At 33.7% G+C, this 24681-nt stretch carries 11 protein-coding genes; all 11 read right to left on the bottom strand.

Going from position 1 to position 24681, the window contains the following annotated elements:
- Window positions 1-97: 97 nt before the first annotated feature.
- Window positions 98-1573, bottom strand: coding sequence for a RagB/SusD family nutrient uptake outer membrane protein (locus RHP49_11265; GenBank protein ID WNH11483.1), 1476 nt, complete (start codon window positions 1571-1573; stop codon window positions 98-100).
- 33 nt (window positions 1574-1606) lie between these two features.
- A complete protein-coding gene (locus tag RHP49_11260) occupies window positions 1607-4996 on the bottom strand; it encodes a TonB-dependent receptor (protein ID WNH11482.1) in 3390 nt (1129 codons plus the stop codon).
- 224 nt (window positions 4997-5220) lie between these two features.
- Entirely contained in the window at window positions 5221-6357 is a 1137-nt protein-coding gene (locus RHP49_11255) for a FecR family protein (protein WNH11481.1), read from the bottom strand.
- Between the two features lie 125 nt (window positions 6358-6482).
- Window positions 6483-7040, bottom strand: coding sequence for an RNA polymerase sigma-70 factor (locus RHP49_11250; protein ID WNH11480.1), 558 nt, complete (start codon window positions 7038-7040; stop codon window positions 6483-6485).
- A 25-nt stretch (window positions 7041-7065) separates the two neighbouring features.
- Entirely contained in the window at window positions 7066-9498 is a 2433-nt protein-coding gene (locus RHP49_11245) for a glycoside hydrolase family 2 TIM barrel-domain containing protein (protein WNH11479.1), read from the bottom strand.
- An 8-nt stretch (window positions 9499-9506) separates the two neighbouring features.
- The gene (locus tag RHP49_11240; protein ID WNH11478.1) at window positions 9507-13040 is read right to left on the bottom strand and encodes a malectin domain-containing carbohydrate-binding protein; all 3534 of its coding nucleotides are present in this window, start codon (window positions 13038-13040) and stop codon (window positions 9507-9509) included.
- A 79-nt stretch (window positions 13041-13119) separates the two neighbouring features.
- A complete protein-coding gene (locus tag RHP49_11235; protein ID WNH11477.1) occupies window positions 13120-15795 on the bottom strand; it encodes a hypothetical protein in 2676 nt (891 codons plus the stop codon).
- A 20-nt stretch (window positions 15796-15815) separates the two neighbouring features.
- Window positions 15816-17741, bottom strand: coding sequence for an exo-alpha-sialidase (locus RHP49_11230; protein WNH11476.1), 1926 nt, complete (start codon window positions 17739-17741; stop codon window positions 15816-15818).
- A 35-nt stretch (window positions 17742-17776) separates the two neighbouring features.
- Window positions 17777-20524 (bottom strand): glycoside hydrolase family 78 protein, encoded by a 2748-nt coding sequence (locus RHP49_11225; GenBank protein ID WNH11475.1) that lies wholly within the window; start codon window positions 20522-20524, stop codon window positions 17777-17779.
- Window positions 20525-20628: 104 nt separating this feature from the next.
- Window positions 20629-22188 carry a trehalase family glycosidase gene (locus RHP49_11220; GenBank protein ID WNH11474.1) on the bottom strand — a complete coding sequence of 520 codons (1560 nt, stop codon included), beginning with the start codon at window positions 22186-22188 and terminating at the stop codon, window positions 20629-20631.
- Between the two features lie 18 nt (window positions 22189-22206).
- Window positions 22207-24681: a glycoside hydrolase family 95 protein gene (locus RHP49_11215; GenBank protein WNH11473.1), complete on the bottom strand. Its 2475-nt coding sequence runs from the start codon at window positions 24679-24681 to the stop codon at window positions 22207-22209.

The raw sequence follows: 24681 nt of genomic DNA, 5'->3' as shown, positions 1-24681 counted from the left end.
TACAATAATTCCATTATGTAAAATCGTTATATAGGTGCATTATATATGAAAACAAGACATATCCTTTAAAAGGATATGCCTTGTTTTTTTATGTAAACTAATAATTTGGATTTAAAATCACTTCCCTTGATGGCAATGGAAATAGTGTATTAATTGTAGTATATGAAGAAGATATTGGATTTGTTCCAACTGGAAAATAATAATCCTGTGGATTAGCTTTAACCTTATCTCCAAAAGCTTTCATAACAGCATCTGCATTACCTGTTCTAACCAAGTCAAGCCATCTCTTATTTTCAAATGCTAACTCAACTCTTCGTTCATGTAGAATAATATCTCTTAATTGTGCTTTATCAGTTGTAACTACATTTCCAAGACCAGCTCTATTTCTTACTTTATTTAAAGGAGTTAAAGGATCACCAGAATCACTTTCATTTAATGCTTCAGCCAAAGAAAGTAATACTTCAGAATATCTATAAACAGGCCAGTTGTCATTTGTATTATTAAATTGTGAATGCGCATGATTGTATTTGGCGACATATGGTGTTAACATACCAGTTGCTGAAATATTAATATAATTGATTGTAGCATCTTTTCTTAAATCACCAGCTTCATAACTTGCAATAAGATCAGGTGTTGGTAAATTAAATCCTTCCACCCCTATAGATTGAGCATTTGAAACTCCCGTAATTTGCGCTACTTCCTCAGCAGTAATTGGTTGTGGCATAAATTGATAAATAAAATTGCTATTATACCCCGCTGACCCTTCTAAATATTGAACTTCAAATATAGATTCACTATTATTTTTATTACTAGGATCAAAAACATCTGCATAGCTTGTTAAAATTAAAGAATATTGCTTAGAATCTACAACTTCCTGTAAAACAGTGGCTGCTTGCGAATACATCTTAAGCACCATATAAACGTTACCTAATAATGTTTTTGCTGAACCACTGGTAGCTCTACCAGGTTCTTGATTAGTCTTATTTGGCAGTAAGGTTTCAGCAAGTTTTACATCATCCATAATTTGTTTATAAATAACCTCGGTAGTTGACAATGGCAAAGCTGTTCCCTCTAACGTTGTTACAGGATCTAAATGAAGTGGTACATCTCCAAAATATTGTACAAGATCAAAATAAGAAAGCGCACGTAAAAACAAAGCTTGTCCTTTAAGATTGTCTTTTAAACTACTATCATCAAATTCTACATCATCAATGGAAGCTAGTACTTTATTTGCTCTTGAAATAACATAAAAGTCATTATCCCATTTAGCTTGTATATTAACGTTAGTTGATGTTTCTAAAAAATCTGCTATAAACTCTGGTGGATTTTGCCCTCTATTTTCACTATTATAATCGTAATAAGAGTTATCTGATCGCAATTCGCCCATTACATAGGCTGATTTATTGTATGATTCACGTAAAGGAGCATAAACACCATTAACAGCCTTTACATAATCTTCAGGTGTTTGAAAAAAGGTGCTATTACTTAGATCTGTTTCAGAGTCAATTTCCAAAAAATCACTACAAGCAACCATGGAAAATGCTAATACTATATATAATATTTTTGTTTTCATTTTTTCTAATTTTAAATTCATGTGAATAATCAATTATTTCAACGTTAAATTAATCCCAAATGTCACGGTACGTGGTACTGGATATGCAGAAAAATCAATTCCTTGAGATAAAGCAGTAGCATTATTACTTCCAGCTCTAGTACTAACTTCTGGATTACCTGCATAACCCGATATCACCAATAATTGTTGAATACTTGAATACAACCTAACAGAACTAAACGCACTAGTCTCTTTAAGTGGCATATTATAACCAAGTGTCAAATTTTTAACAGCTAAGTAACTACCGTCATGAATATAACGCGAATGATCTGGTCCTCTATCTAAACCAGTATCACCATCAGTTCTTCCATATTTCCCAGCTCCTGGATCTGACTCAGAACGCCATCTATATTTAACTTCTTTAAGCACATTAAACACACCATCTAAATTAGTTGTTCCTTCATCTGAACGACGATTAATGTCATTACCAACAGACCCTGCCATAACAATTGCTAAATCAAAATTTTTGTAGGAAAAATTATTAGTGAAACCAAAAATAAAATCAGGAAAAGGGTTACCTATAATAGTTCTATCATCATTATCACCACCTTCTGTTATTACACCATCTCCATTAACATCTCTAAATTTAATACTTCCTACACCTGATCTAATATGTTTGGGTGAATTATCATAGTCAGCTTGGTTTACATACACACCATCTTGAATGAGTCCATAAAATTGTCCAATTCTTCCACCAACTTTAGTTATTGTTGTACCACGACCAAAATCATCAAAATATAACCTATCAGTTAAACCTGACAACGCTTCTACTCTATTATCACTAGCTGCAATATTAAAGTTTGCATTCCAAACAAAATCACCATTTAACACATTTGCTTTAACACCTATTTCATGTCCCCAAAATTTAAGTTCGCCTACATTTGATGTAATCGAACTAAATCCAGATTCTCTTGGCACATCTAAGTTAAATAACAAATCAGTAGTCTTTTTCAAATAATAATCATAAGACAGTTGAATTCTATTTTTCAAAAACCCTATCTCAAATCCTAAATTAGTCTGTGTTGTTCTTTCCCAGCCTAAATTTGGGTTTCCAACCCCTGTTAAAGCACCACCACTAGCAACAGTAGATCCAAATATGGCTGCATCTGTAATAGAAACATTTTGTATATGCGTATAATTACCAATATTATTGTTGCCAGTAACACCGTAACTTGCTTTTAATTTTAAGAATGATACGGTATCAAAATTCTCCATAAAATCTTCATCTGAAACAATCCAACCTGCTGAAAGAGAAGGAAAATTACCCCATCTATTCTCAGGACCAAAACGCGATGAACCATCTGTTCTAAAAGATGCTGAAAACAAATACTTTCCTGCATAATTATAATTTAATCTAGTAAAAAATGAAAGCAAACTCCATTCTTCTATTTGATTTACGGTACTTCCTCTATCAATATTGACAGCTGATTGTATAGTTGAAATACGATCATCAGGAAAGTTTGAAGCCTGAATATTAGTTGCTTCAAATCTATACTTTTGTGATGAAAAACCAGCTAATAACTCAAAATTGTGCTTGTCTGCAAGGGTTTTATTATATGTAGCCGTGTTTTCGTTTAACCAAGAAAAATAATTAAGATTATTATTTTGAGATATTGCTGTTCTTGGTGGAGCAGCAATCCAACTAGTAGATACATGTGAAGGTGTAAAATTCTTATTTATAGTTTGTCCAAATTCAGCATTAATCGTTGTTTTAACTTTTAGCCCTTCAATAATTTCTGCTTCTATATATGCGTTAGATAATAAAGTAGTGGTTTTATAGTCTCTGTCAATATTATTAATAGTATAAAGCCAATTGGGAGCATTAAAAGCTGTATTAGCAGTTGCTGAAAGGGTTCCATCTGCATCTCTGATTGGATTTGTAGGCCATGCTTGAATTGCACCTGCCAATATTTGATCACCAGAACCAAAAAACAAACCATCAGTGTTTAATCGACTTTCTACGGTATATGAAGGTGCTACATTAACACCTAATGTTAACCAATCTGTAATATTAAAAGACGTATTAGTTCTTAAAGAATACTTTTTATAACCTGAATTTTGTACCACACCGTCTTGATTAAAATAAGTACCAATAACAGAAACACTATGCTTTTCATCTCTCTTAGAATAAGAAACATTATAGTTTTGTATGGGTGCAGCATCATTTAATAAAGCACCGTACCAATCACTTCCTTCTCCATATTGTTCAGGATTCTGGAATTCTGTAGGCACAGCTAAGCCTTTAGCTTCAAAACTTTCCTTTTTAAATTGAGCAAACTCTGTAGCATTCATAAGATCTGGTCTACTTCTTTGTGGTACCGTTTGAAAACCTGTATAAACATTAACACTAAATCTCGACTGACCTAATTTAGCTCCTTTAGTTGTAATAAGAACAACACCATTTGCACCTCGCGAACCATATAAAGAAGTAGCAGAAGCATCCTTTAAAACTGTTATGGTTTCTATTTCATCTGGATTAATAGCATTAATATCAGATGTAATTGGAAAACCATCCACAACATATAGCGGATCACTATTTGCTAATATTGATGCTTGCCCTCTAATACGGACAGACATACCTTGACCTGGAGTTCCTGATTGTTGATTAATTTGCACACCAGATATTTGTCCTTGTAATTTTTGAGTAAGCTGAGCTGCAGGCATCTCGGAAAGAGAAATAGCATCTACAGTAGCAACAGATCCAGTAACATTTCTTTTTGATTGTGTACCGTAACCAACAACAACAACTTCATCTAGACTAGCAGCATCATCTATTAATACAACCGCTATAGTAGTTTGATTGTTAACCGTAATTTCTTGGGTTATAAATCCTAAATAGGATACAACAAGAATGGCATTTTCATCTTTTACTAACAAAGAGAAATTACCATCAAAATCTGTTTGAGTTCCATTTGTAGTGTTCTTTTCAATAATATTAGCTCCTGGTAAAGGCTGATTATTAGCATCAGTAATTGTACCCGATATTTGAATACCCTGAACCTCAGTAATCACAGTTTTTATTTCTTCGACAAGAATAGTATTATCGGAAGATAGCTCAATATTGAAATTACCACTTGATAAACTTTTCTTCAATAGTTTATTAGCAGATATAACCCCCTTTTTTACTTCTATCCTTGGCAAATTCTTAAATACACCTTCTTGATAAATAAACTTATAGTCTGTTTGTTCCATTATAAGATCAAAAACCTCGTCAACGGTTAAGCTATTAGTAACCTCAATTTTAACTTTAGAATTTTGAGATAACACATTACTTGGTGTAAAACTAAAAGCCGTAATACAACATAAGAAAATGAAAGTTCGCATAATAATGATTAGTAGTTTCTTTCTAAAAAAGGAAAGAACATTTTTTAATTTAATTTCCATAAATTTGTTCTGTTATTAGTTGGTTAAATAATTAATAATTCAAAAGGGGATGAAGTCTAATACTTTCCACGGTGTAAACTCTGTTCCCTTTACTTTTTTACTTAATAGTTTTTATTTTTACATATATTTTTAGGTTTAATTATACTTGAGTTTCGCTATTTATTTGCCAAATAATTCTCTTAAAAAAATACTCTTTCCTTATTTTGTGAGGTAGAATTTCTGTTTTACTTTAGTATTATTGTCTTATTATTTATTTCAAAGTCTTCAAGAATACTTAAAGTTTTAATAGTCATTAAAATTTCTTCAAGCTCTTGATTTTTACCTAGTACGCCTTTAAACGTAATATTTTCAAGTTCTTTGTTTTCAAAAACCACATCTATATCATACCATCTTGATACTATTTTCATTATTTCTTTTAAAGGTTTCCCCTTAAAACTAAAAACACCTTCTTTCCAAGAAACTTCGTTATAAACATTGACTGTAGCAACGGACATTGATTTATCTTGAAGATTAAGGTTGGCTTGTTGTTTTGGTTTTAATACTTGATTTTGGGTTGGTGATTTAACAAGTACTTTCCCTTCAACAAGGGTTGTATAAATATTCGTTTCATCTTTATATGCTTTAATATTAAACTCTGTTCCCAAAACTTCTATACTTTGAGATTCATTAAGCACCATAAACTTTGATCCTTTATGCTCCATACTAGGTGACACATCAAAATAAGCCTCTCCATAAACCAATTCAACTTTACGCGTATCTCCTTCCTTAAAACTTACTGGGTATTTTAATTGCGATTCTGAATTTAACCACACTTGCGTTCCATCTGATAATACAATGTAAAACTCACCTCCTCTTGGGATTGTGAGATAATTATATACTATTTCTTTTGAAACTTTTGCCTTTGAACTATATACTAACTGTTCCCCATTACTATTAACATTGTTATTTTGGAAAGAGGCTCCTTTTTCTAGTGCAATTTGAGACCCATCTTCTAATGTAAGTATGGCTTTATCTATACCAGGCAGAATACTATTTTCATTTATAATAACAGATTTTTTTTCAATAGAATCACCTAATATATTATCTTTCAAAAAATAACCTGTACCCAATAACCCAACAATAACTGAGGCTACTGCAAACTTCCAATAAGTTTTATGGGGTTTTGGCTTATCAATTCTATCAACTATTTTTTGCCAAGCTTCTTCAATATCAACAATCTCAATATTCTTATTATAATTAGCCTTTACATTATTGAAGAATTGTCTATGCTCCTTTTTCTCTTGATACCAAGCCTTGAAAACTAATTCCTCTTTTGGAGAAATTGAATTATTAAGTTTTTTTAAGATTAATTTAAATTCCATTTAATTACTGTTTTTATAAGGCTTTCATTTATAATGACAAAAAAAACAGAAAATGGGTGACAAAAAACAAGAAAAAAATATCAATTTAGTATATAATATTATTAAAATAGCAAATAATCCACCTTTTACTGATACAATTCTAAAAGAATTAAGACAGTTGTTACAAGCTCCTTAATTTTAGATTTAGCGCGTTTTAATTGTGTTTTAACTGTATTAACTGAAACATCAAGTTCCGTCGCTATTTCGTTATATTTATAATTATGTAGAAATTTCAATTTTACTATTTGCTGCATTTTATCAGGGAGTGTATCCACAATTTTGAGTATTTGGTGATATACTATTTTTTTGTTTTCATCTGAAGTTGAATCAAAAACATGATCAGCAATTAAATTAATATTAAAGTCTAATGACTTAAAATTATCTGTAATTTTTAACGACTTCAAAAAGTTTAGACACCGATTTCTTACCATCGTATGGACGTAGCCATGTAAGGAAGATTCTATTTCAATTTTATGAGATTTTTCCCAGAGATGAATAAACACCTCTTGAACTACATCCTCGCTAGCTTCTTTATCAAAAAGATAACCGTTAGCATATATAACCAAACCCTCATAGTTTTTATTAAAAAAATTTCGATAAACTTGTCGATTTCCTTTTTTTATTTCTTCAAAAATAAGATTCATTAAACTATATTAAAATGTCTAAATTTCACTCTATTTTTATGTCCACTGATGCTACAATGCGATCACCGTCTATTGAAGCAACTAAATTAATAATTTCTTCTTTTCCATTTGATTTTATAATCACAATACATTTACCGTTATATGCTTTTATTTCTGAAGCTTTAAATGAAGATAAATTAGCTTGATAACCATTATCTACGCCAACAATTTCACCACCGCCTGTAACTTCAAATTTAATTAAGTTATTTGCTTCTGGAACTAGATTTTCATTTTCATCCAATACATTTACCGTCACATAGACTAAATCGTAATCATCATTTTTAATACTCTTTTTATCTGTAACCAATTCTATTTTTGAAGGAGTTCCAGCCGTATGAATTTCCTTTTCTAAAACGACTTCACCTCCTTTTCTAGAAACTGCTTTTATAGTACCTGATTGAAACGGCACACGCCATGACACATGTAAATCGTCATTTTGTTTCGATCTCACACCTAGTGATTTACCATTTAAAAACAATTCCACTTCATCGGCATTGTTATAATACGCCCAAACATCAACATCTTGTCCTGCTTCCCAGTTCCAATGCGGAAAAACATGCAAGACATCTTTATTTGTCCACTCGCTTTGGTACATATAATAGACATCTTTTGGAATACCCGCTAAATCTACCACTCCAAAATACGAGCTTCGCGCTGGATACGGATAAGGAATAGGCTCTCCTAAATAATCGAAACCAGTCCAAATAAACATACCACTAATATAATCTAAAGACTTTACTGTTTTCCAGTTTTCCTCGTGGGTAGCACCCCAATAGGCTGAAACTTGGTCGTAAGCCGAAACTGTAAAATCGTCGTTACCATCAAAAGGCACATTATGTGCAGACGGCCATCTTTTTATACTATCTGAAGGCATATCGTAATGTCCTCTAGTTTCTAGTGCCGACACACTTTCTGAAGCTATTATTTTCTCTCCTTTAAACTTCTCAGGAAAATCATAGTAATCCTTATGCTTATAATTAAAACCTAAAAGATCTAAAGCTCCAGATTGATAAATAAAATTTTTATCAGGAACATTTTCTGTTAAAGCACAGGTTACAGGTCTGGTTTTATCTAACGTTTTTACAATGTTCACCAGTTCTCTAGTCATGGCAACACCAGTACTATCAAACTGTTCACGAATTTCATTACCAATACTCCACATCATAACTGATGGATGGTTACGATCGCGTTTTACTAAATCTTCTAAATCGCGTTTATGCCATTTGTCCCATTCTAAATGATAATCCGCTTTTACTTTTTTCTTTTTCCAAACATCAAAAGCTTCTGCTTGTACTATTAAACCCATCTCATCACAAAGTTGCAACAATTCTACAGATGACGGATTGTGAGATACGCGTATTGCATTTACTCCCATATCCTTCATGATAGTAAGTTTACGTTTTATGGCTGCTCGATTAGCAACAGCACCCAAAGCGCCATTATCATGATGTAAACAAACGCCATGAATTTTCATAGGTTTACCGTTTAAAGAAAACCCCCTTTCGGCATCAAAATTAAAATATCGAATACCAAGCGGTGTTTCATAATTATCAACCAACTTAGAATCTTCATAAACTTTAGTTACCACTTTATAGAGATAAGGATTCTTAGTATCCCACAACATCGGATTCAAAATTTCAAATTCCTGAACAGCCGTTTTAATGTTGTTTTTTTGAATACTTGCTTCGGAAGACACCATAGAAACCTGAACATTTTCGGCATTTACAATGCTACTTACAAGTTTGAATGTTTTATCTAAATTGGAATCATTCTGAAGCATAACTTCTAAATTTACCTTGGCTTTTTCTTTTGAAACATCTGGTGTTGTGACAAAAGTTCCCCAATGGGCAATGTGAAGCTTTTCGGCAACAACCAACCGCACATTTCTATAAATACCAGAACCTGAGTACCAACGTGAATTGGGTTGTTCTGAATTGTCAACTTTGACAGCCATCACGTTTGGTTGCTCACCAAAATTCAAATAATCGGTTAAATTATAAGCAAAGGAAATATAACCATAAGGTCGTTTTCCTAAATAGTGTCCGTTTAGCCAAACTTCACTATTTCTATAAACACCATCGAACTCAACTGTTATAACTTTGTCTTTTAAATCTTCAGATAAATTAAAAGTTTTTCTATACCAACCCATACCTGTTGGCAAAGCGCCTCCTTCTGGTTTTGCGGGGTGTTCCGCACTAAAAGCACCTTCAATACTCCAATCGTGAGGTAAATTCAAAGTACGCCAATTCGAAACATCAAAATCTGCTTTCATGGCATCTGGAAAATCGCCTAATTGAAAACGCCAAGCGAAATTAAAATCTTTAACCTGACGTATGTCCTTTTCAGAAGATTTACATGCAGTCATTAAAAACAATACACTAAATAAAATTACAATATGCTTAACTAGGTCTTTTTTCATTTTTAATATTATTGAAATTCGAAAGATTCAATTCTTAAACCCTTCATTTGATCTGACTCAATGGTTATTTTATAAATTCCGGCGTTTATAAATCCTCCTGAAGTGGTATTTAAAATCTTCCATTTTTTGTTCTGTATCGGAAACTCAATATCGTCATTTCTTAATAAAATACCATTGGCATCTTCTATTTTTAATCTAACTTTTACAGGAAAATCGTTCATATTCATGAATCGGTAACGCATTAAATAAATATTTGCAACCCCTGGATTCACTACAAAAGTCAAGCTGTTTTTTGTGTTTTGAGTAAATTCGATATAATCACTTTTCTTGAAAAATGCCTTTTTAATTCCTAAACCCGTTGTTGTGGCATTTTCAGCTTCTAATTTTAAAATAGCGCGATCGTCCTGCTCTTCCATATTATATTTTGGAACAACAGCGATAGTATACATATCGCAATCTGGACAACTCTTTAAGCTTTCAAACGTTATCTTCTCTTCTATTTTAGCATCCTTCTGATATACAACAAACAACGTCCCTTTTGAATTCTGAATGGTATCTGTCGTAATCTTGAAGTCGTTCAACCATTTAGGGGTTTCATTAAGTTTAGCATCGATTGCTATATAAATATTCGAATGCTCTTTTAAAATAAAACTACCTGACACCTCATTTTTTACCGAATTTGGAAAACGCAAATAATCGGCTCCGTAAACCAGAGGTGGTAATTTTGTAAAATTGACTTTAGAATCTTGATATTGTTTATCTGAAACATTTAACCATGACGTTAGTTTATAATCAACATTAGCCGAAACATTTATTATGTTTTTAGGTGAGGCATCTGCTGGTTTTACATTTTCATCTAAGGTTGCAATGGCAATTCCAGAAATAATAGCTTGCCCTGATTCAGCTCTAGGGAATGATATATTTAAACTCCCGTTTTTAGCACTTACCTTATATGTTTTTTTAAGTGCTGCATTTGTTCCAACAGCATTCCATATATCTAAGTTTTTTTCTACAACTTCAGTATTAATAGCGATATCGAAAACACGCCAATCTTTACAATTCATTCCACCTCCTGTTCCATACCAAGGTTCATTAAAATATAATTCAACTAAATAATTACCATCGGGTACAGGAAATTGGTATTCTAGTTTATCAGCTCCATACCTAAAATCTTGAAACAATTTCCAATCTTTTGTACCTTGAATGGCATCAAATGTATTTCTCTGACTTGCGTAAAATGCTGGTAAATCTTCAAAATCATCTGTCCAAGACTTAGAACCCCAAGTATTATCTTTTGTTTTATGAACGTCGGCCAACCAAGTATTACCAAAGGTATCTTTATAATCTGCACCACCACTATTTACTCTATAAACGTAATTATACCCTTCTTGTGGTTTTAAAATTTCGTTTGTATTTGAAACTAATGTATTAAAATGAGGTGCTTCAGGTAAATTATTTAAAATGATATAATCTTTCGCTACCGCTTTTCCATTCACATAACCAATAGCATACAACACATTGTATTTAATATCGACATTGTTCCATTGAAAATGCGTTCCAATAATCTCTGAATTTTTAAGCCTTCCTAAGGATTCATGATTTACATCATTAAACAATTCTACCTCATCGCAATTAGAATATACATCGATACCATTTTTAACGCCAGAAGTTAACCAACGGTTTGGCCACGAATGAGAAACGATATATACCATCGGGCTTTCTTCTTTAGAAACATAATTAGCCCTATACATATAAAATGCATCCAAAGGCTCGCCCCAAATCGTAAAAATACCTTTATAATTTACGGGTCCCACTTTATCAATATCACGATAACCTTCTCCATTTTGTGTACGTCCTGGATTTTCATGTGAATACAATAACCAATGGTATTGACCAACAATTTTATCTTTTACAGATTCTGCCTCGCGCACTTTAATTTCCATAAGCTGAGAAAACCTGTTTTCACTTAACTCACCTTTTTGGTTGAAGTCGCCTTCGGTGTGTAAATCTGCCGATCTCCACGCGCCATACTCACCGTTTAATAATTGTGTTGTTAGTTCTTCACCGTAATTATAAGGATTGCCTCCATAAGTTCCCGACCAATTTTGTATCACGTTCCAATCGGTACCTTCACCTCCATTACAAGTTGTAACAATGCGTTGTTTTGCTGATGTTGGATCCATTTCTCGAATAATTTGGGTACATTCTTCTGCAAAAGCTTTAGGAATAGTGCTTTCATTTTGCAAACCCCACATAATAACCGACGGGCTATTTCTGCGCTCTTTAATCCACTCTTTTAATAATGTTTTGAAATTTGCTTTAAACTCGGGTGTATCATACCAAATATGTGCCGAAAACTGACTCCAAAACAAAATACCTTCTTCGTCTAAATATTCCTGATATTTTAAATTATGGGGTTGATGGCCTTCACGAAAGGCATTATAACCCGCAGCTTTTACTTGTTCTACACGTGATTTAATCTCAGTATTCGAAAACGAATGACTTTTACCAATGGCATGTTCATACTCGCAAGTGCCATTTATAAATACCGGATTGTCATTTAAGAAAAAACGATTATCATTCCCATCTCTATTTACTGGCCAACTTACCCAACGAATACCGTAAGGCGTTTTTAACTCATCTATTAAACGACTGTTTTCATAAATTTTTGTCGACAACTGATATACATATGAATGCTCTGGCGACCACAATTTTGGGTTCAAAATTTCGGGTAATGTTTGCTTTATTTCCTCTAATTCTGAAACATTAATATTTTCTGTTTTAACCGAAACAACTTCTTCTCCATTTGCATTTAAAAGCGCATTTTCAATTGTAATTGTTTTTTCTGAATTACTATAATTCTTAACCTCTGTAGTAATATGAAGTAATGCCTTTTCTTTATTTGTTTTATCGTCACTCCAAATATGAACACCAAAAGGTTCTATTCGTAATTTATCTGTAACAATTAACGATACTGGTCTAAAAACACCCATAGGTTGTGAACCTTCAGAAAATCCCCATTCGCCAGAACAACCCCCGCAAACCCAAGGTAAATCGGCAATAAAAGCAGGATGATAAGCCTTAACAACAATACTGTTTTCTACGTCAAAGTTAATTGCAGGTGTTATATCTAAAGTAAAGGTTGTTCTTCCGCCTTTGTGCTCGCCTACTTGCTTGCCATTAACCCAAACAGTAGCATATGAACCTACACCTTCAAAAAATAAAAAATGCTGTTTATTGTTATTTGCCTTATCTAATTCTAACGTTTTATAATACCATGCTGTACCGTGTAAATTGCCGTGTTTCATTCGGCGATAGCCATAATATTGATCCCAGTTATGTGGTACCGAAACTTGTTTCCAAGAAGCATCTGTTTTTAGATTTTTTACAAAATCTGCTTCAGACTGTCCTAGACTATCTAATACAATAGTTTTCCAATCGCTGTTAAGAACGATTTCTTTTCGAACATTATCGATTTTACTTTGACAGGAAATCAACCCTAAAGCCGTAAAAAAAAGTATGTACTTAAAACTTAACTTCATTTAATAAAATTATATTTTTCTATTTATGAGATGCTTCCCCCTTCGTCTGCGCTCGAGGTAATATTCAGTGTTACAAAAATTAATAAAACAACCAATCTACAGCCATACCATCTTCTGAATTAGTAATACCTGCATCATGAATTAAAATGTCTTCTTCTCCATCAATAAACCCTAAAATTAAAACACGCCCTTTACCAAGTACCAATTTGTGTTCTCCTGGCTCATATTTATAACTATAAACATTAACAGGATACAACCCTGGAATTAACATGGCATTAGCAATCTTAATATCTGCTTGTCCTCGATTGTTTGCATGTGCGTTGGTTTCTAAAGTTGGTGGCTCTAAAACGGTATAACTATTGGTATTAAAATACCCAACTAAAATTTTTACTGTTTTATTGGTTTTAAAATGTAAAACCGTTCCTGCTTCTTTTTGCTGTTCATCTAAAAACTGTACTCCAGAAAGTTGCTGTAACTCTTCTGCTACTTCGTTAATTTTTGCATCATTATCAGCATATACTTTTTGTCCCTTTTTCAAAGCGTAACGCTTCGTATCTTTATTAAGAATTACAACCTCAACAGGTTCAAATATCTTATGCGCTTTTGCGATTTGTCCATTACCTCCATTTAATTTAAGCATGTCGATATTACGTTTAAAAACATCAAACTCTTTTTGATAATGTGGTAATAAATCTTCCCAGGTTTTATTGGTTCCATCGCGACCTGTAATTGGTATACGACGTTGTGCCGTTTGCATACTGTTAGCGTACAAATAAGTGTCTTTTGTAAGCCTGGTTAACTCATTAAAATGCGCCAAACTCTTTTCTAAATGCGGAATTGCTTTTTCTAAATCAGCAATATCATTCGAATATTTGTAATTTAAAACCAACATTGCCGCTTTTACTTTTTCTGCAAAGAAATTAGCAAACGCATCATAACAATACACATCGTTTTTTAAACGTTCAAATTCTTCCTTATTTTTTCCAATCGAGGAAGACACTTTTTCTATAGCTTCAACAGCTAATTTTCCATGTGCTACAACTTCGGCTATAATTTGAGGCGGTGTTTCGCCAACATGAGTCTCGCCTTTCCATTCTTTTTCAGCATAATCTATTAGTATTTCGCCAACAGGTCCGTTAGATGATAAAAAGTTTTTGTAAACATGATATTTATATGGATTAACCAATTGCCCCATAAACATACCGAGTAATAGGGTTTGTCGATTTCCATCTGAAATACCAAACGTTCGGAGTAACTTTGGAGCGATTTCACCAATTTGCTCATAGGCTTCCACGATGTCTTTACCACTTTCATCACTATTATAGTACGCATTAAGTGTTTTTGACCAGTAATCTACTTCTTCGTTTCTGTCACGATCTGAATTCCACGCATATCTTGCCCATGCTTGATACCACATCCAATCACGGTCTATTTGTTTTAACCTTACAGTTGTTTTATCTGCTGTATAAGGCCAATCCCAATAGGATGCTTGAGGATATAAATGGAGTCCATTTGCACCTTGTATGTTATGCATTGCTTTCACGCTTTTTTGAATAAAATCTGGCGAACCATAACGAAACGGTTCTAAATTTGCCAAAACATGAACGTTAGAAACATGTACAGATCCTAATTCACTTAAGGCTTTAGGAATATCTTCCCAAGCATCACGCGGTTCGTAAGTTGTTAGTGATTCTCCGTTATATTTAAACGTAGTAAATAAATTTTTATAAATAGGCAATGCAGCCTCCATAACACGTTCTGCATCGGTATCGTGTCCACGTAAAACAATTGGTGGCTCTTCGGTTAAGCCTAATTCTTCTAACCCATTTTTCACACCTGGTATAATCGTTTCGGTAAACCATTTAACATCATCATCAATGGTATGCATAGCCTCCCCTAAGGTTACTAAAAATCCAACATTTGGATATTTTTTAATAAATGCTGTTATCGATTTTTGTGTATAATCTGCAATTAATGGTGTAATTGGGCGACTTCTCTCCTGAGTTTCAATACCGTGTTTTTCTGCAAAAGGTTTTGAAACAAGAATATTATAAAACATCTGAATAACCCAAATTCCACGCTTATCTGCTTCTTCGGTTAAGAACTTAAAAATTTCTTCGTTTTTCTTAAACGTCTCCTCATCTACCTCAAGAGCATACGGATAGTCATCTAACTTTACAAGAGATGCAAATGGATGCCCATTCCATAAATACAAGGAGTTGTAACGGTTTTCAACCATCATATCCAGATATTCAATCCAATGCGCTTTATCATAAAACCAAGGAAAACTCTCTGGTGTATATGGATATTCGTAAACCATACGCCCTGGCAAATAGGTTGTTTTTTGAAGTCCAATACAGGTGCCTCTCAATACCATTTCGGGACCATCTTCAATATGTATTACTGAAGGTAATGCGCCGTTTTTTTCAATTTCATCAATTAATTCTAAAGCACCATACAACGCACCTGAAGCATCAGTGCCTTCAATAGAAATTATATGTTCTGAAGAGCTTATTTTAAAACTTTCTTTTTTTGTCTTATCTTTTTTTTCTGAAACAACAATTACAGAATTTGTTTTACCCGTTGGTATTTCAGATGAAATATTAACCACATAATGCTTGTCTTTTAATGTCTCGGAAAGTTTATCTACGCCAAACATAATTCTTGGAGATTCTGTATCTCCAACAATAGTAACCTGCTTTTCTGTTGTACAAGAAAGCATTAAAACAATGAGAACAACACTTAAATATTTCATTAAAAACTGTACTTTATATATTATTTATTTTGAAATACTTTTTTTAAATAAGCAACATTAGCACTATAATTTTTAACAACTTCTCGAACCATTGATGTATCTCTAGAGCGCTCTACAATTAACCAACCTTTCCAATGCATTTTGTCTAAGGTTTCTTTAATTTTTGGTAAATCGATGGCTTTATCATTTTCTATCCAAACTCCATCAGTATTTGAAGCATGTATTTGAGCTATATTATCACGTCCTAAAGTTTTTAATTCTTTAGAAATATCGCGTCCGTTTTTAATAGCATTCGCAAAATTGAAAGCTATTTTTATGTTTCTGTTTCCAATTTCTTTTAATAATTCTTTTTCTTCTGCAGCAGATAAAGACGTTTCAATAGCGATAACACCATTAATTTTTTCAACTTGCTTACCAGCCCAACGCAAACGCTCGATAATTGCAGGTCTTAATTCTGGGTTTTTAACTAAATCGCCCTGTGTTCCTAAAGGTAAATACCCCACTTGAACGTTGAATTTCTTCATCACTTCTATACAATCGTTAACCATGCGTTTTACGGTTGGTCGCTTAGCAAAAGACTGTGCGTAAAAACCAGACATCGCTATAGAACTAAACCCAATACCTGTTTCTGCAGCTTTATTTTTAAACACCTCTTCTTCAATAGTATCACCGCTAAGAAATTTACTATCAAACGTTTCACGGTTTCCTAAACCACCCATATCCATTTCAATACCATCCGCACCAATTTCTTTAGCACGTTCAAACGCACCCAATTTCTGGCGTTTTAAAATCATCCAATCGCAAACGGCTACTTTATAACGTTCCTTTGTTGGTCCTGGCCAAACACCATCTTTTATTGGAAACGATACTAATTTTGATGGGTCTATTTTTACATACTTAATTTTTTGACGTCTCCACGTATAAACACAATGCAACATACCATCTTTACCTTGTATGATGGATGGATATGAATATTGACTGATTTTTGAATCTTCTAAAACCAATGACGCATCCCAATTAACACCATCTTTTGATATCGCTATATTCAATGGGCTTCTATAACTTTTTGTTGTGCCTTCATCTGGCCATACATGATTATAGATTAAAACATGTTCACCATTTTTCATGGTAACGGCATCGGTACCCGAACTGTTATTAGGCATGTTTAGTAATTCTAAATCAGACCAGGTTTTTCCATTATCTTCAGACCATGTACTAAATAAATGTCTGTTTCTAGTTCTTCCTATTTGTTGTAGTTTGCCATTTTCGTGGAATAAAACACTTGGTTGAATCGCATTTATTTTATTTACGCCTTTAGGAAGTGTATCACCCATAACCCAGGTTTTCCCAAAATCTGGAGTCGATTCCATACGTAAATTCCAGCCATTACCTTCAACACTCGATGGTAATAAAAGTGTCCCATTTTCTAACAACACAGGTTTGTTTTTTATGGGTCCTAAATAATCTTCTGGCATTTTTTCTGGCGAAGACCATGTCTCTCCTTCATCTGAAGAACGCATTAACATACCCCACCAAGTTGATGGACTTGGTCCTATTTTATAAAACAATACTAAATCGCCATCTGGAATTTGATACAAAACGGGATTCCAAGTTGGGTAACGCAACGTATCATTTTGCACACCGTTTGCTACCTCAACAGCTTCTGTCCATTTTCCATTTTTACGTTTACTTACCCAAATACCAACATCCGGATTACGCTCTTTTGTACCCCCAAACCATGATGCTACTAATTCGCCATGTGTTGTTTCTACTATGGTTGCTGCATGACAAGATGGATATGGTGCATTTTCATTAATAAATTCTTCTACTAAAATCCCTTCTTTCCATGTTTTATCGGCTAAAACTATTTTCTTTTCTTCAGGTTGTTTACAACTTCCTAAAAGGATAACACATAATAACATTAATGTGGTTTGAATTCGTTTCATCTTCATCTGATTTATTAATTTAACTCTGAATTAGTTTAGTTTATTTGAATTGAATACGTTCCTGATTTTAATTCTAAAACAAGCTTATTGTCTTCTGTTTTATAATGTTCAGAAATCTTATCTAATCGATTTTTATTAATTTTCACTTTTGAAGCACTCGTTGTTGGTAAATACACCAATGCACTCGTGTTTGCAGGAACTGTTATATTCCAGTTAAACTTGTTTTTGTTTTGTTCCCAATGACTTTTAATGGTACCATGTATGGACTCATAAGATGCATTTACATAACTTAAACCCGCATTAAAGTCTGGTTTCATGATAATTTGTTTAAACCCAGGATGTACTTCGCTCGATTTAATTCCCGCCATATTTTCGTAATACCAAATCATTAAATCACCTAAAAGCATGACATGATTTTGTGAATTCATTTCTGGGTCTGCTGTATTTCCATTCCATAATTCCCAAATAGTGGTTGCTCCATTTTCTACCATATACCCCCAACTTGGATAGGTTTTATTCGATGCTAATTTGTATGCTAAATCGCCTCTTCCAAAGTCGGTTAAGGTTCGCATTAAAAATTGTATTCCTACTACACCAGTACTAACATGTCCGTTTTTAACTACCTCAACCTCATGAACCATGTTTTGAAACACCTTATTTTGCAAATTATCTGGCACCATATTAAAAGCTAAAGGCAGTACATTAGCTGTTACCGTATTGTTTGCGTAACTAAAAGTTTCTCTATTGAAATATTTAGCATTGAATGCTTTTTTTACTCGATTTGCTAAAGCATCATAATGCGCAATATCTGATTGGTTAGCTTCTGAAATAACTGCAAATTTTTTCATGATTTGAAGCAAATGATAATAGAAAGCACTAGATAACACTTCTCCATCTGTTAATCTTGAAGGGTCTTTAGAGCGGATAATTTCTAACGATTCTGGTGGCACACACCAATCTCCATATTTATCTTTAGTCATTAAATCATGCTTCAAGTAATTATTCTCCATGTACAATATCCATTTTTTCATGTATGGATAATGGTCTTTAATTACTTTGGCATCTCCAAATTGTTGATATAGCATATCGGCTACTTTTAAGTAAGCCCCTTGCCATGTCACACCATCGCCATAATAACGCCAAAATGCTGGTGCTACATCTGGAATGCCACCATCTAAAGTTTGCGAATATTTAATATCATCTAACCATTTTGCATATAAGGTTTGGTTATCAAACAAAAAGCTTTCTCCGTAAGCTCCTGTTGTTCTATCCCCTAACCAAGGCTGACGCTCGTTACGTTGCGGACAATCAATAGGCATCCCTTTATAATTTCCTCGAATGCCCCAATAGGCATTTTTAAAAATTTGATTCATGGTTTCGTTAGAACATTCAAACGTTCCTGTAGTCGACATATCATCATACACGACTTTTCCTAAAAACTGATCTAATGAAGGTTTCGATTTTAACCCTGAAACTTCCACAAAACGAAACCCGTGATATACAAACTTTGGCTCCCAAATTTCTTCACCGTCGCCTTTTAAAATATAAGTATCGGTTGTTTTTGCATCGCGTAAATTGGCGATGTATAATGAACCATCTTCTTTTAAGGATTCAGCAAACTTTAGTATAACTTTATCTCCACTATCTCCTTTTACTTTTATTTGCAACCACCCCACCATATTCTGCCCCATATCCAAAATATAGGTTCCACGATTAGTTGCTTTAATTGATAAAGGCTTAACCTCTCCCATCACTTTCATGTTCGGTGTCATTTGTGCTTCATAAAAGCCACCTGGCTCTTGAACCCACATTAAATGCATCCAATCGCTATCATCAAAATTAACCTTGTTCCAGTTGGGTAATTCTTTACGAGCATCGTAGGTTTCCCCATCGTATTCGTTATTTGCTCGAATAGGGCCGTTTGGAGAAAACTTCCATGTTTGATCTGTTTTTATGGTTTCCTTCGTCCCATCCTCATATTCAACTACAAGTTGCAATGCCATTTTTGGAAAGCCGAAACTTTTAATTTTATAGGGTTTGTATTCTTGTCGCATAGCGAAAAACCTACCGTTACCTAAAATAGTTCCTAAAACATTTGCTCCTTGTTTTAAGCTAGATGTTACATCAAACACATTATATTTTACGTTTTTGGTATAATCGGTTGGAACCGGCGCTAAAACTTGATTCCCTATTTTTTCTCCATTAACATAAAACTCATACAAGCCCATGCCCATAATGTAAACTGTCGCATTTTTTATGTTCTTTTTTAAATCGATTTGCTTTCTAATATATCGTGCCGATAATTTAGAAAACTGCCCAACAGAATCTCCAGGAAATAATTGATTGTAACCAATCCATCTGGTAGATTTCCATTCGGCATAGGTTAGAATACCCATGTTCCAATGTGCTATCTCACTCCAATTTGACGCACCTTTGTTAGTCCAAACTTTTACTTTCCAATAAGCTTCATCTTTACTATCTAATGCCTTTCCTTTATATTGAATATTTACAGACGTGTTACTTTCAACTTTACCACTGTCCCATAAATCTCCTTGATTAGATGCTAACTTTTCGGCAGAAGAAGCTACTAAAACTTGATAAGCTGTTTGTTCTAACTTTGTTTTATCTGTGAAATATTTCCAACTTAAGCGTGGTTCTACCACATCAATTCCCAAAGGATTAGTGAGCATTTCACATTGAAGATCATACAACTTAATGTCATTTTGAGCAATTGCAAAAAAAGAAAAAAGAAGTATAAATAAATATTTTAGCATTTTTTTCATTGGATTTTACACCTACAAGGTTTAAAACCCTGTAGGATTTTTTTATTCAATTCTTAGACTTTTTGACAAACTCTTTAAAACTATTTTTCGCCATAATAAAAGCCTTATTCTGAAATTAATCTTTCAAGTTTTTCCGAAGCAGCAATTTCTTGACCGTTTCTAAAAACCTTAAAACCTTTTCCTTTATTATATTTTTTACCTGTTTTATCCCAAAGAATAGTTACTATGTCGCCGTGATACAACACATTATCTAAACAAAACCAATCCCATTTATCTTCTGGAATTAACGGACTCACTTCTATTTTATCATCGGCTCTTGGACGTAATCCTACCAAACCAGTAATCATTAAATCATTAAATGTTGAGTGGTTGTAATAACGACTACGTTCTCTATCTCCCATTAACCAATAGCCTGTAGTTTCATCTAAATATTCACCAATATATGGTCGCCCACGGTAATATTGAGACTCTACATACAAGTTCATTTGATTAAAATAATCATCTTCATTTATAACATCTTGATTGTAATTATTCAGCACGTTAGCCATAGCCGTTAATGTTTGTGATGTTGCAAATGGCCAAACAGCTCCATCCCACTCACAAGTTCCTGTACCGTGACTTCTAAACCGCGGACTTCTACGTTCGGCAGTCGTTAAGCCAAAAGGTGCTGCAAAACCTGCTTCATCTTTTACTTGCTCCCAAGCTTTTTCAAAACCTTTATTTTTGGTTGGCAAATTAAAATACCAAGGAATAAAACCTATAGCTTCTCGAACTTGCGACGATGTATCTTTTTCTGTTAAGGTTTCAAAGAATTCAGCCTCTGCATTCCATAATTTGCTTTCTACTAATTTCTGAATGGTATCTGCCTTAGCTTCAAAATACTTCTCTTTTTCAGCATCACCTTTCATTTTAGACATTTCAGCTAAAGCCTCTGCATTTGCAAACATGTAACTGTTAATCGTTGGACGCGCATTTCGTACATGACGTCCACCACTTAACGATTCTTCCATACCATCTTTTACATCGTTTTGCCAAAATAATCCGTCTGGTCGTTGTCTTTCTTCCTCCCAAGCAGTATAATCATTTACCATATCTGGATACATATCTAACAAATAGGTTTCATCCTTATTTACCAAGTAACGGCTGTAAAGCGCATCAGCTGTCCAACTACTGAACTTATGTAACTTTTTCATTGGTTTTCCTTCATTTCCTCTGTACCAAATATTTACATTTTGCTCAATGTATTTAGGATTATGCACCCATCTAAATTCATAAATATGATGTCCTAATGCACATGCAATTAAATTATATTTATCGGCATAAGAACGATCTACCAAAAATTCGGTAATGGCATAACCTTGTGGTGTATTTGTAATGTGTTTACGCAAACTCCACCAGCGGAAATAATACATTTCTTCAAAGTTTTGTTGCGGACATTCAAACAACGGAATGTTGGTTTTCATCCAAGACCAAGCACTATCATTCGGTACCGCTTTGGCTATATTTTCGTCTTCCATTGTATTGAAGTAATCTGCGTAATGCTTATAATCTTCAACTTTTAAAATTTGTGCCGTGTGCGCCTCGTTTAGTGCAGGTTTACAACTGCTAAACACCAATATAGTGGTAACCAAAGTAAGCTTAATGAGATTTATTTTTATGTTCATTTTATTAGTCTGTAATCGTTATTTTCCGTAAAAAGTATATGCTTTTCCTGCCTTCATTAGCACATCATATTCGTAATACTTCGGAAGTTTTAATTTTTTAATCTCTGCTTTTTCTGAGATAATTGGAGCTTTTACTTCAACATTAAAAAATAAAGCATTTGAATTTTCGCCCTTAGCTCGTTTAAGCGATTTTCCGTTAGAAAATTTTAATGGCGACTTAGATCTTAACCTACAATTTCCATCAAATTTTGATGTTATTGTTAGCACTGAAACTTTATTGTTTTTCCAAGATAAATCGATTTCATAACCCCCTCTAGATTTTAATCCTTTTACATTGCCTTCTTTCCAAACACTTGGTAATGCAGGTAATAAATGAATCGCACCTTCCTGACTTTGCATCAACATTTCTGCAATACCTGCTGTACAACCAAAATTACCATCTATTTGAAAAGGTTGATGTGCGTCTAACATATTTGGATAAGTTCCTCCGCCTTTTCTTTGATCGGCAGTCACTAAATGCAACTGATCTTGCAATAATTTATAAGCATGATTACCATCTAATAAACGCGCCCATAAATTTACTTTCCAACCCATAGACCAACCTGTAGATTCATCGCCTCTGAATTTTAATGACGTTTTTGCAGCTTCAAATAATCTGGGTGTTTTAAATGGTGATATTTGATTACTTGGAAATAACCCGTATAAATGTGATACGTGACGGTGATGATCTTCAGGATCGTCCCAATCTTTCATCCATTCTTGTAATTGTCCGTGTTTACCAATTCGCATTGGCGACATTTTAGAAAGCGCAACATTTAATTCTTCTACAAAAGCACTATCTGTGTTTAATATTTTTGACGCTTTCATAACATTGGTAAACAAATCGAAAACCAATTGATTATCCATCGTTGTCCCTGCTGTAATGGTTGATTTGCCATCTTCACCTGCATGCGTATTTTCAGGCGAATTAGACGGCACCACTACTAAATATCCTGTTTCTGGTTCGGGAATCATGAAATCTAAAAAGAAACGTGCAGCTCCTTTCATTAATGGAAAAATCTCTTTTAAAAAAGCTTCATCACCAGTATACAAATAACGCTCCCACAAATCTTGACAAACCCATGCTCCTCCTGTTGGCCACATTCCTGAAGCCGCATTATCTATTGGCCCTGTAATACGCCAGATGTCTGTATTGTGATGCAACACCCAACCGTTCGCGTTGTACATGATTTTTGCTGTTTGTTTCCCTGTTTCTGCAACCTCTTTTACCATTTGAATAAATGGTTCATGCATTTCAGATAGGTTGGTTAATTCTGCTGGCCAATAGTTCATTTCGGCATTAATATTCATGGTATATTTACTTTCCCATGGCGGAAATAACATATCATTCCAAATGCCTTGTAAGTTAGCTGGTTGCCCACCAGGTTGCGAACACGAAATCAATAAATAACGTCCAAATTGAAAATATAAAGATGCCAATTCCGGATCGAATTGACTATCGAATTTCTGAATTCGTACATCTGTTGTTGCTTTTGAAACAGCTGTAGTTCCTAAATTTAAAGAGACACGGTTAAAAAACTTCTGATAATAATCTACATGTGCTTTTTTAATGGTTTCAAAATTCTTATCAATAGCTTTATCTAAAAACGATTTGCTTTTTGCTACATAATCTTCGGTAATGTCTTTATAATTTTTAAAATTGGTTGCTATAGAAATATATAAGGTTACTTCGTTTGCTTTATCAATACTGATAATTCCATTTTTAACTGATATTTCACCGCCTACATGTCGAGCAGCCATTCGCCCTTGAAACTTCACACGTCCTTTTTGTCCTTCAACGGTGCTTGTCACTCCAGATAGTGTTACTTCATTATCTTCAGTAGTTGTTTTTGTTTTATCAAACGGACTATTCATAAACACGTTACAAGTAATTGCTCCAGGTTTATTTGCTGATAATTTAACAACAATGACATCATCTGAAAATGCTGTTAAAATCTCCCGTGTATATTCAATACCATTAACGGTGTATTTTACTTTTGCAGTAGCATTTTCAATGTCTAAATCACGATAATAATTGGTATAATTTTGATGCCCTGGAAACGATACATACACACTTCCAAAGGTTTGATATGGCATACCGTTATTTGTTTGCGAACGAATATCTGATGTTGCCATCGCCTGTGCCTCGGCATATTTTCCATCAAAAATTAACTGACGTACTTTAGGTAGCGCTTTTAATGCCTTATCATGCGCAATACTGTTTGGTGAACCTGCCCAAATGGTTTCTTCATTTAATTGTAATCGCTCTATTGCGGGATCGCCAAAAACCATAGCTCCTAATCGGCCATTTCCTAATGGTAATGCTTCGTTCCAAATTTCTGCTGGTTCATCGTACCAAAGTTTTAATACATGAGAAGATTGTGAAGAAACAGTTTGAATTCCTAAAATGGCAATTAAACTACAAAACACATATTTTTTTAATTTCAATTTCAT

Source organism: Flavobacteriaceae bacterium HL-DH10 (assembly GCA_031826515.1).
Classification (GTDB): Bacteria; Bacteroidota; Bacteroidia; order Flavobacteriales; family Flavobacteriaceae; genus Thalassobellus; species Thalassobellus suaedae.
This window is presented reverse-complemented; position numbering and strand designations above follow the sequence as displayed.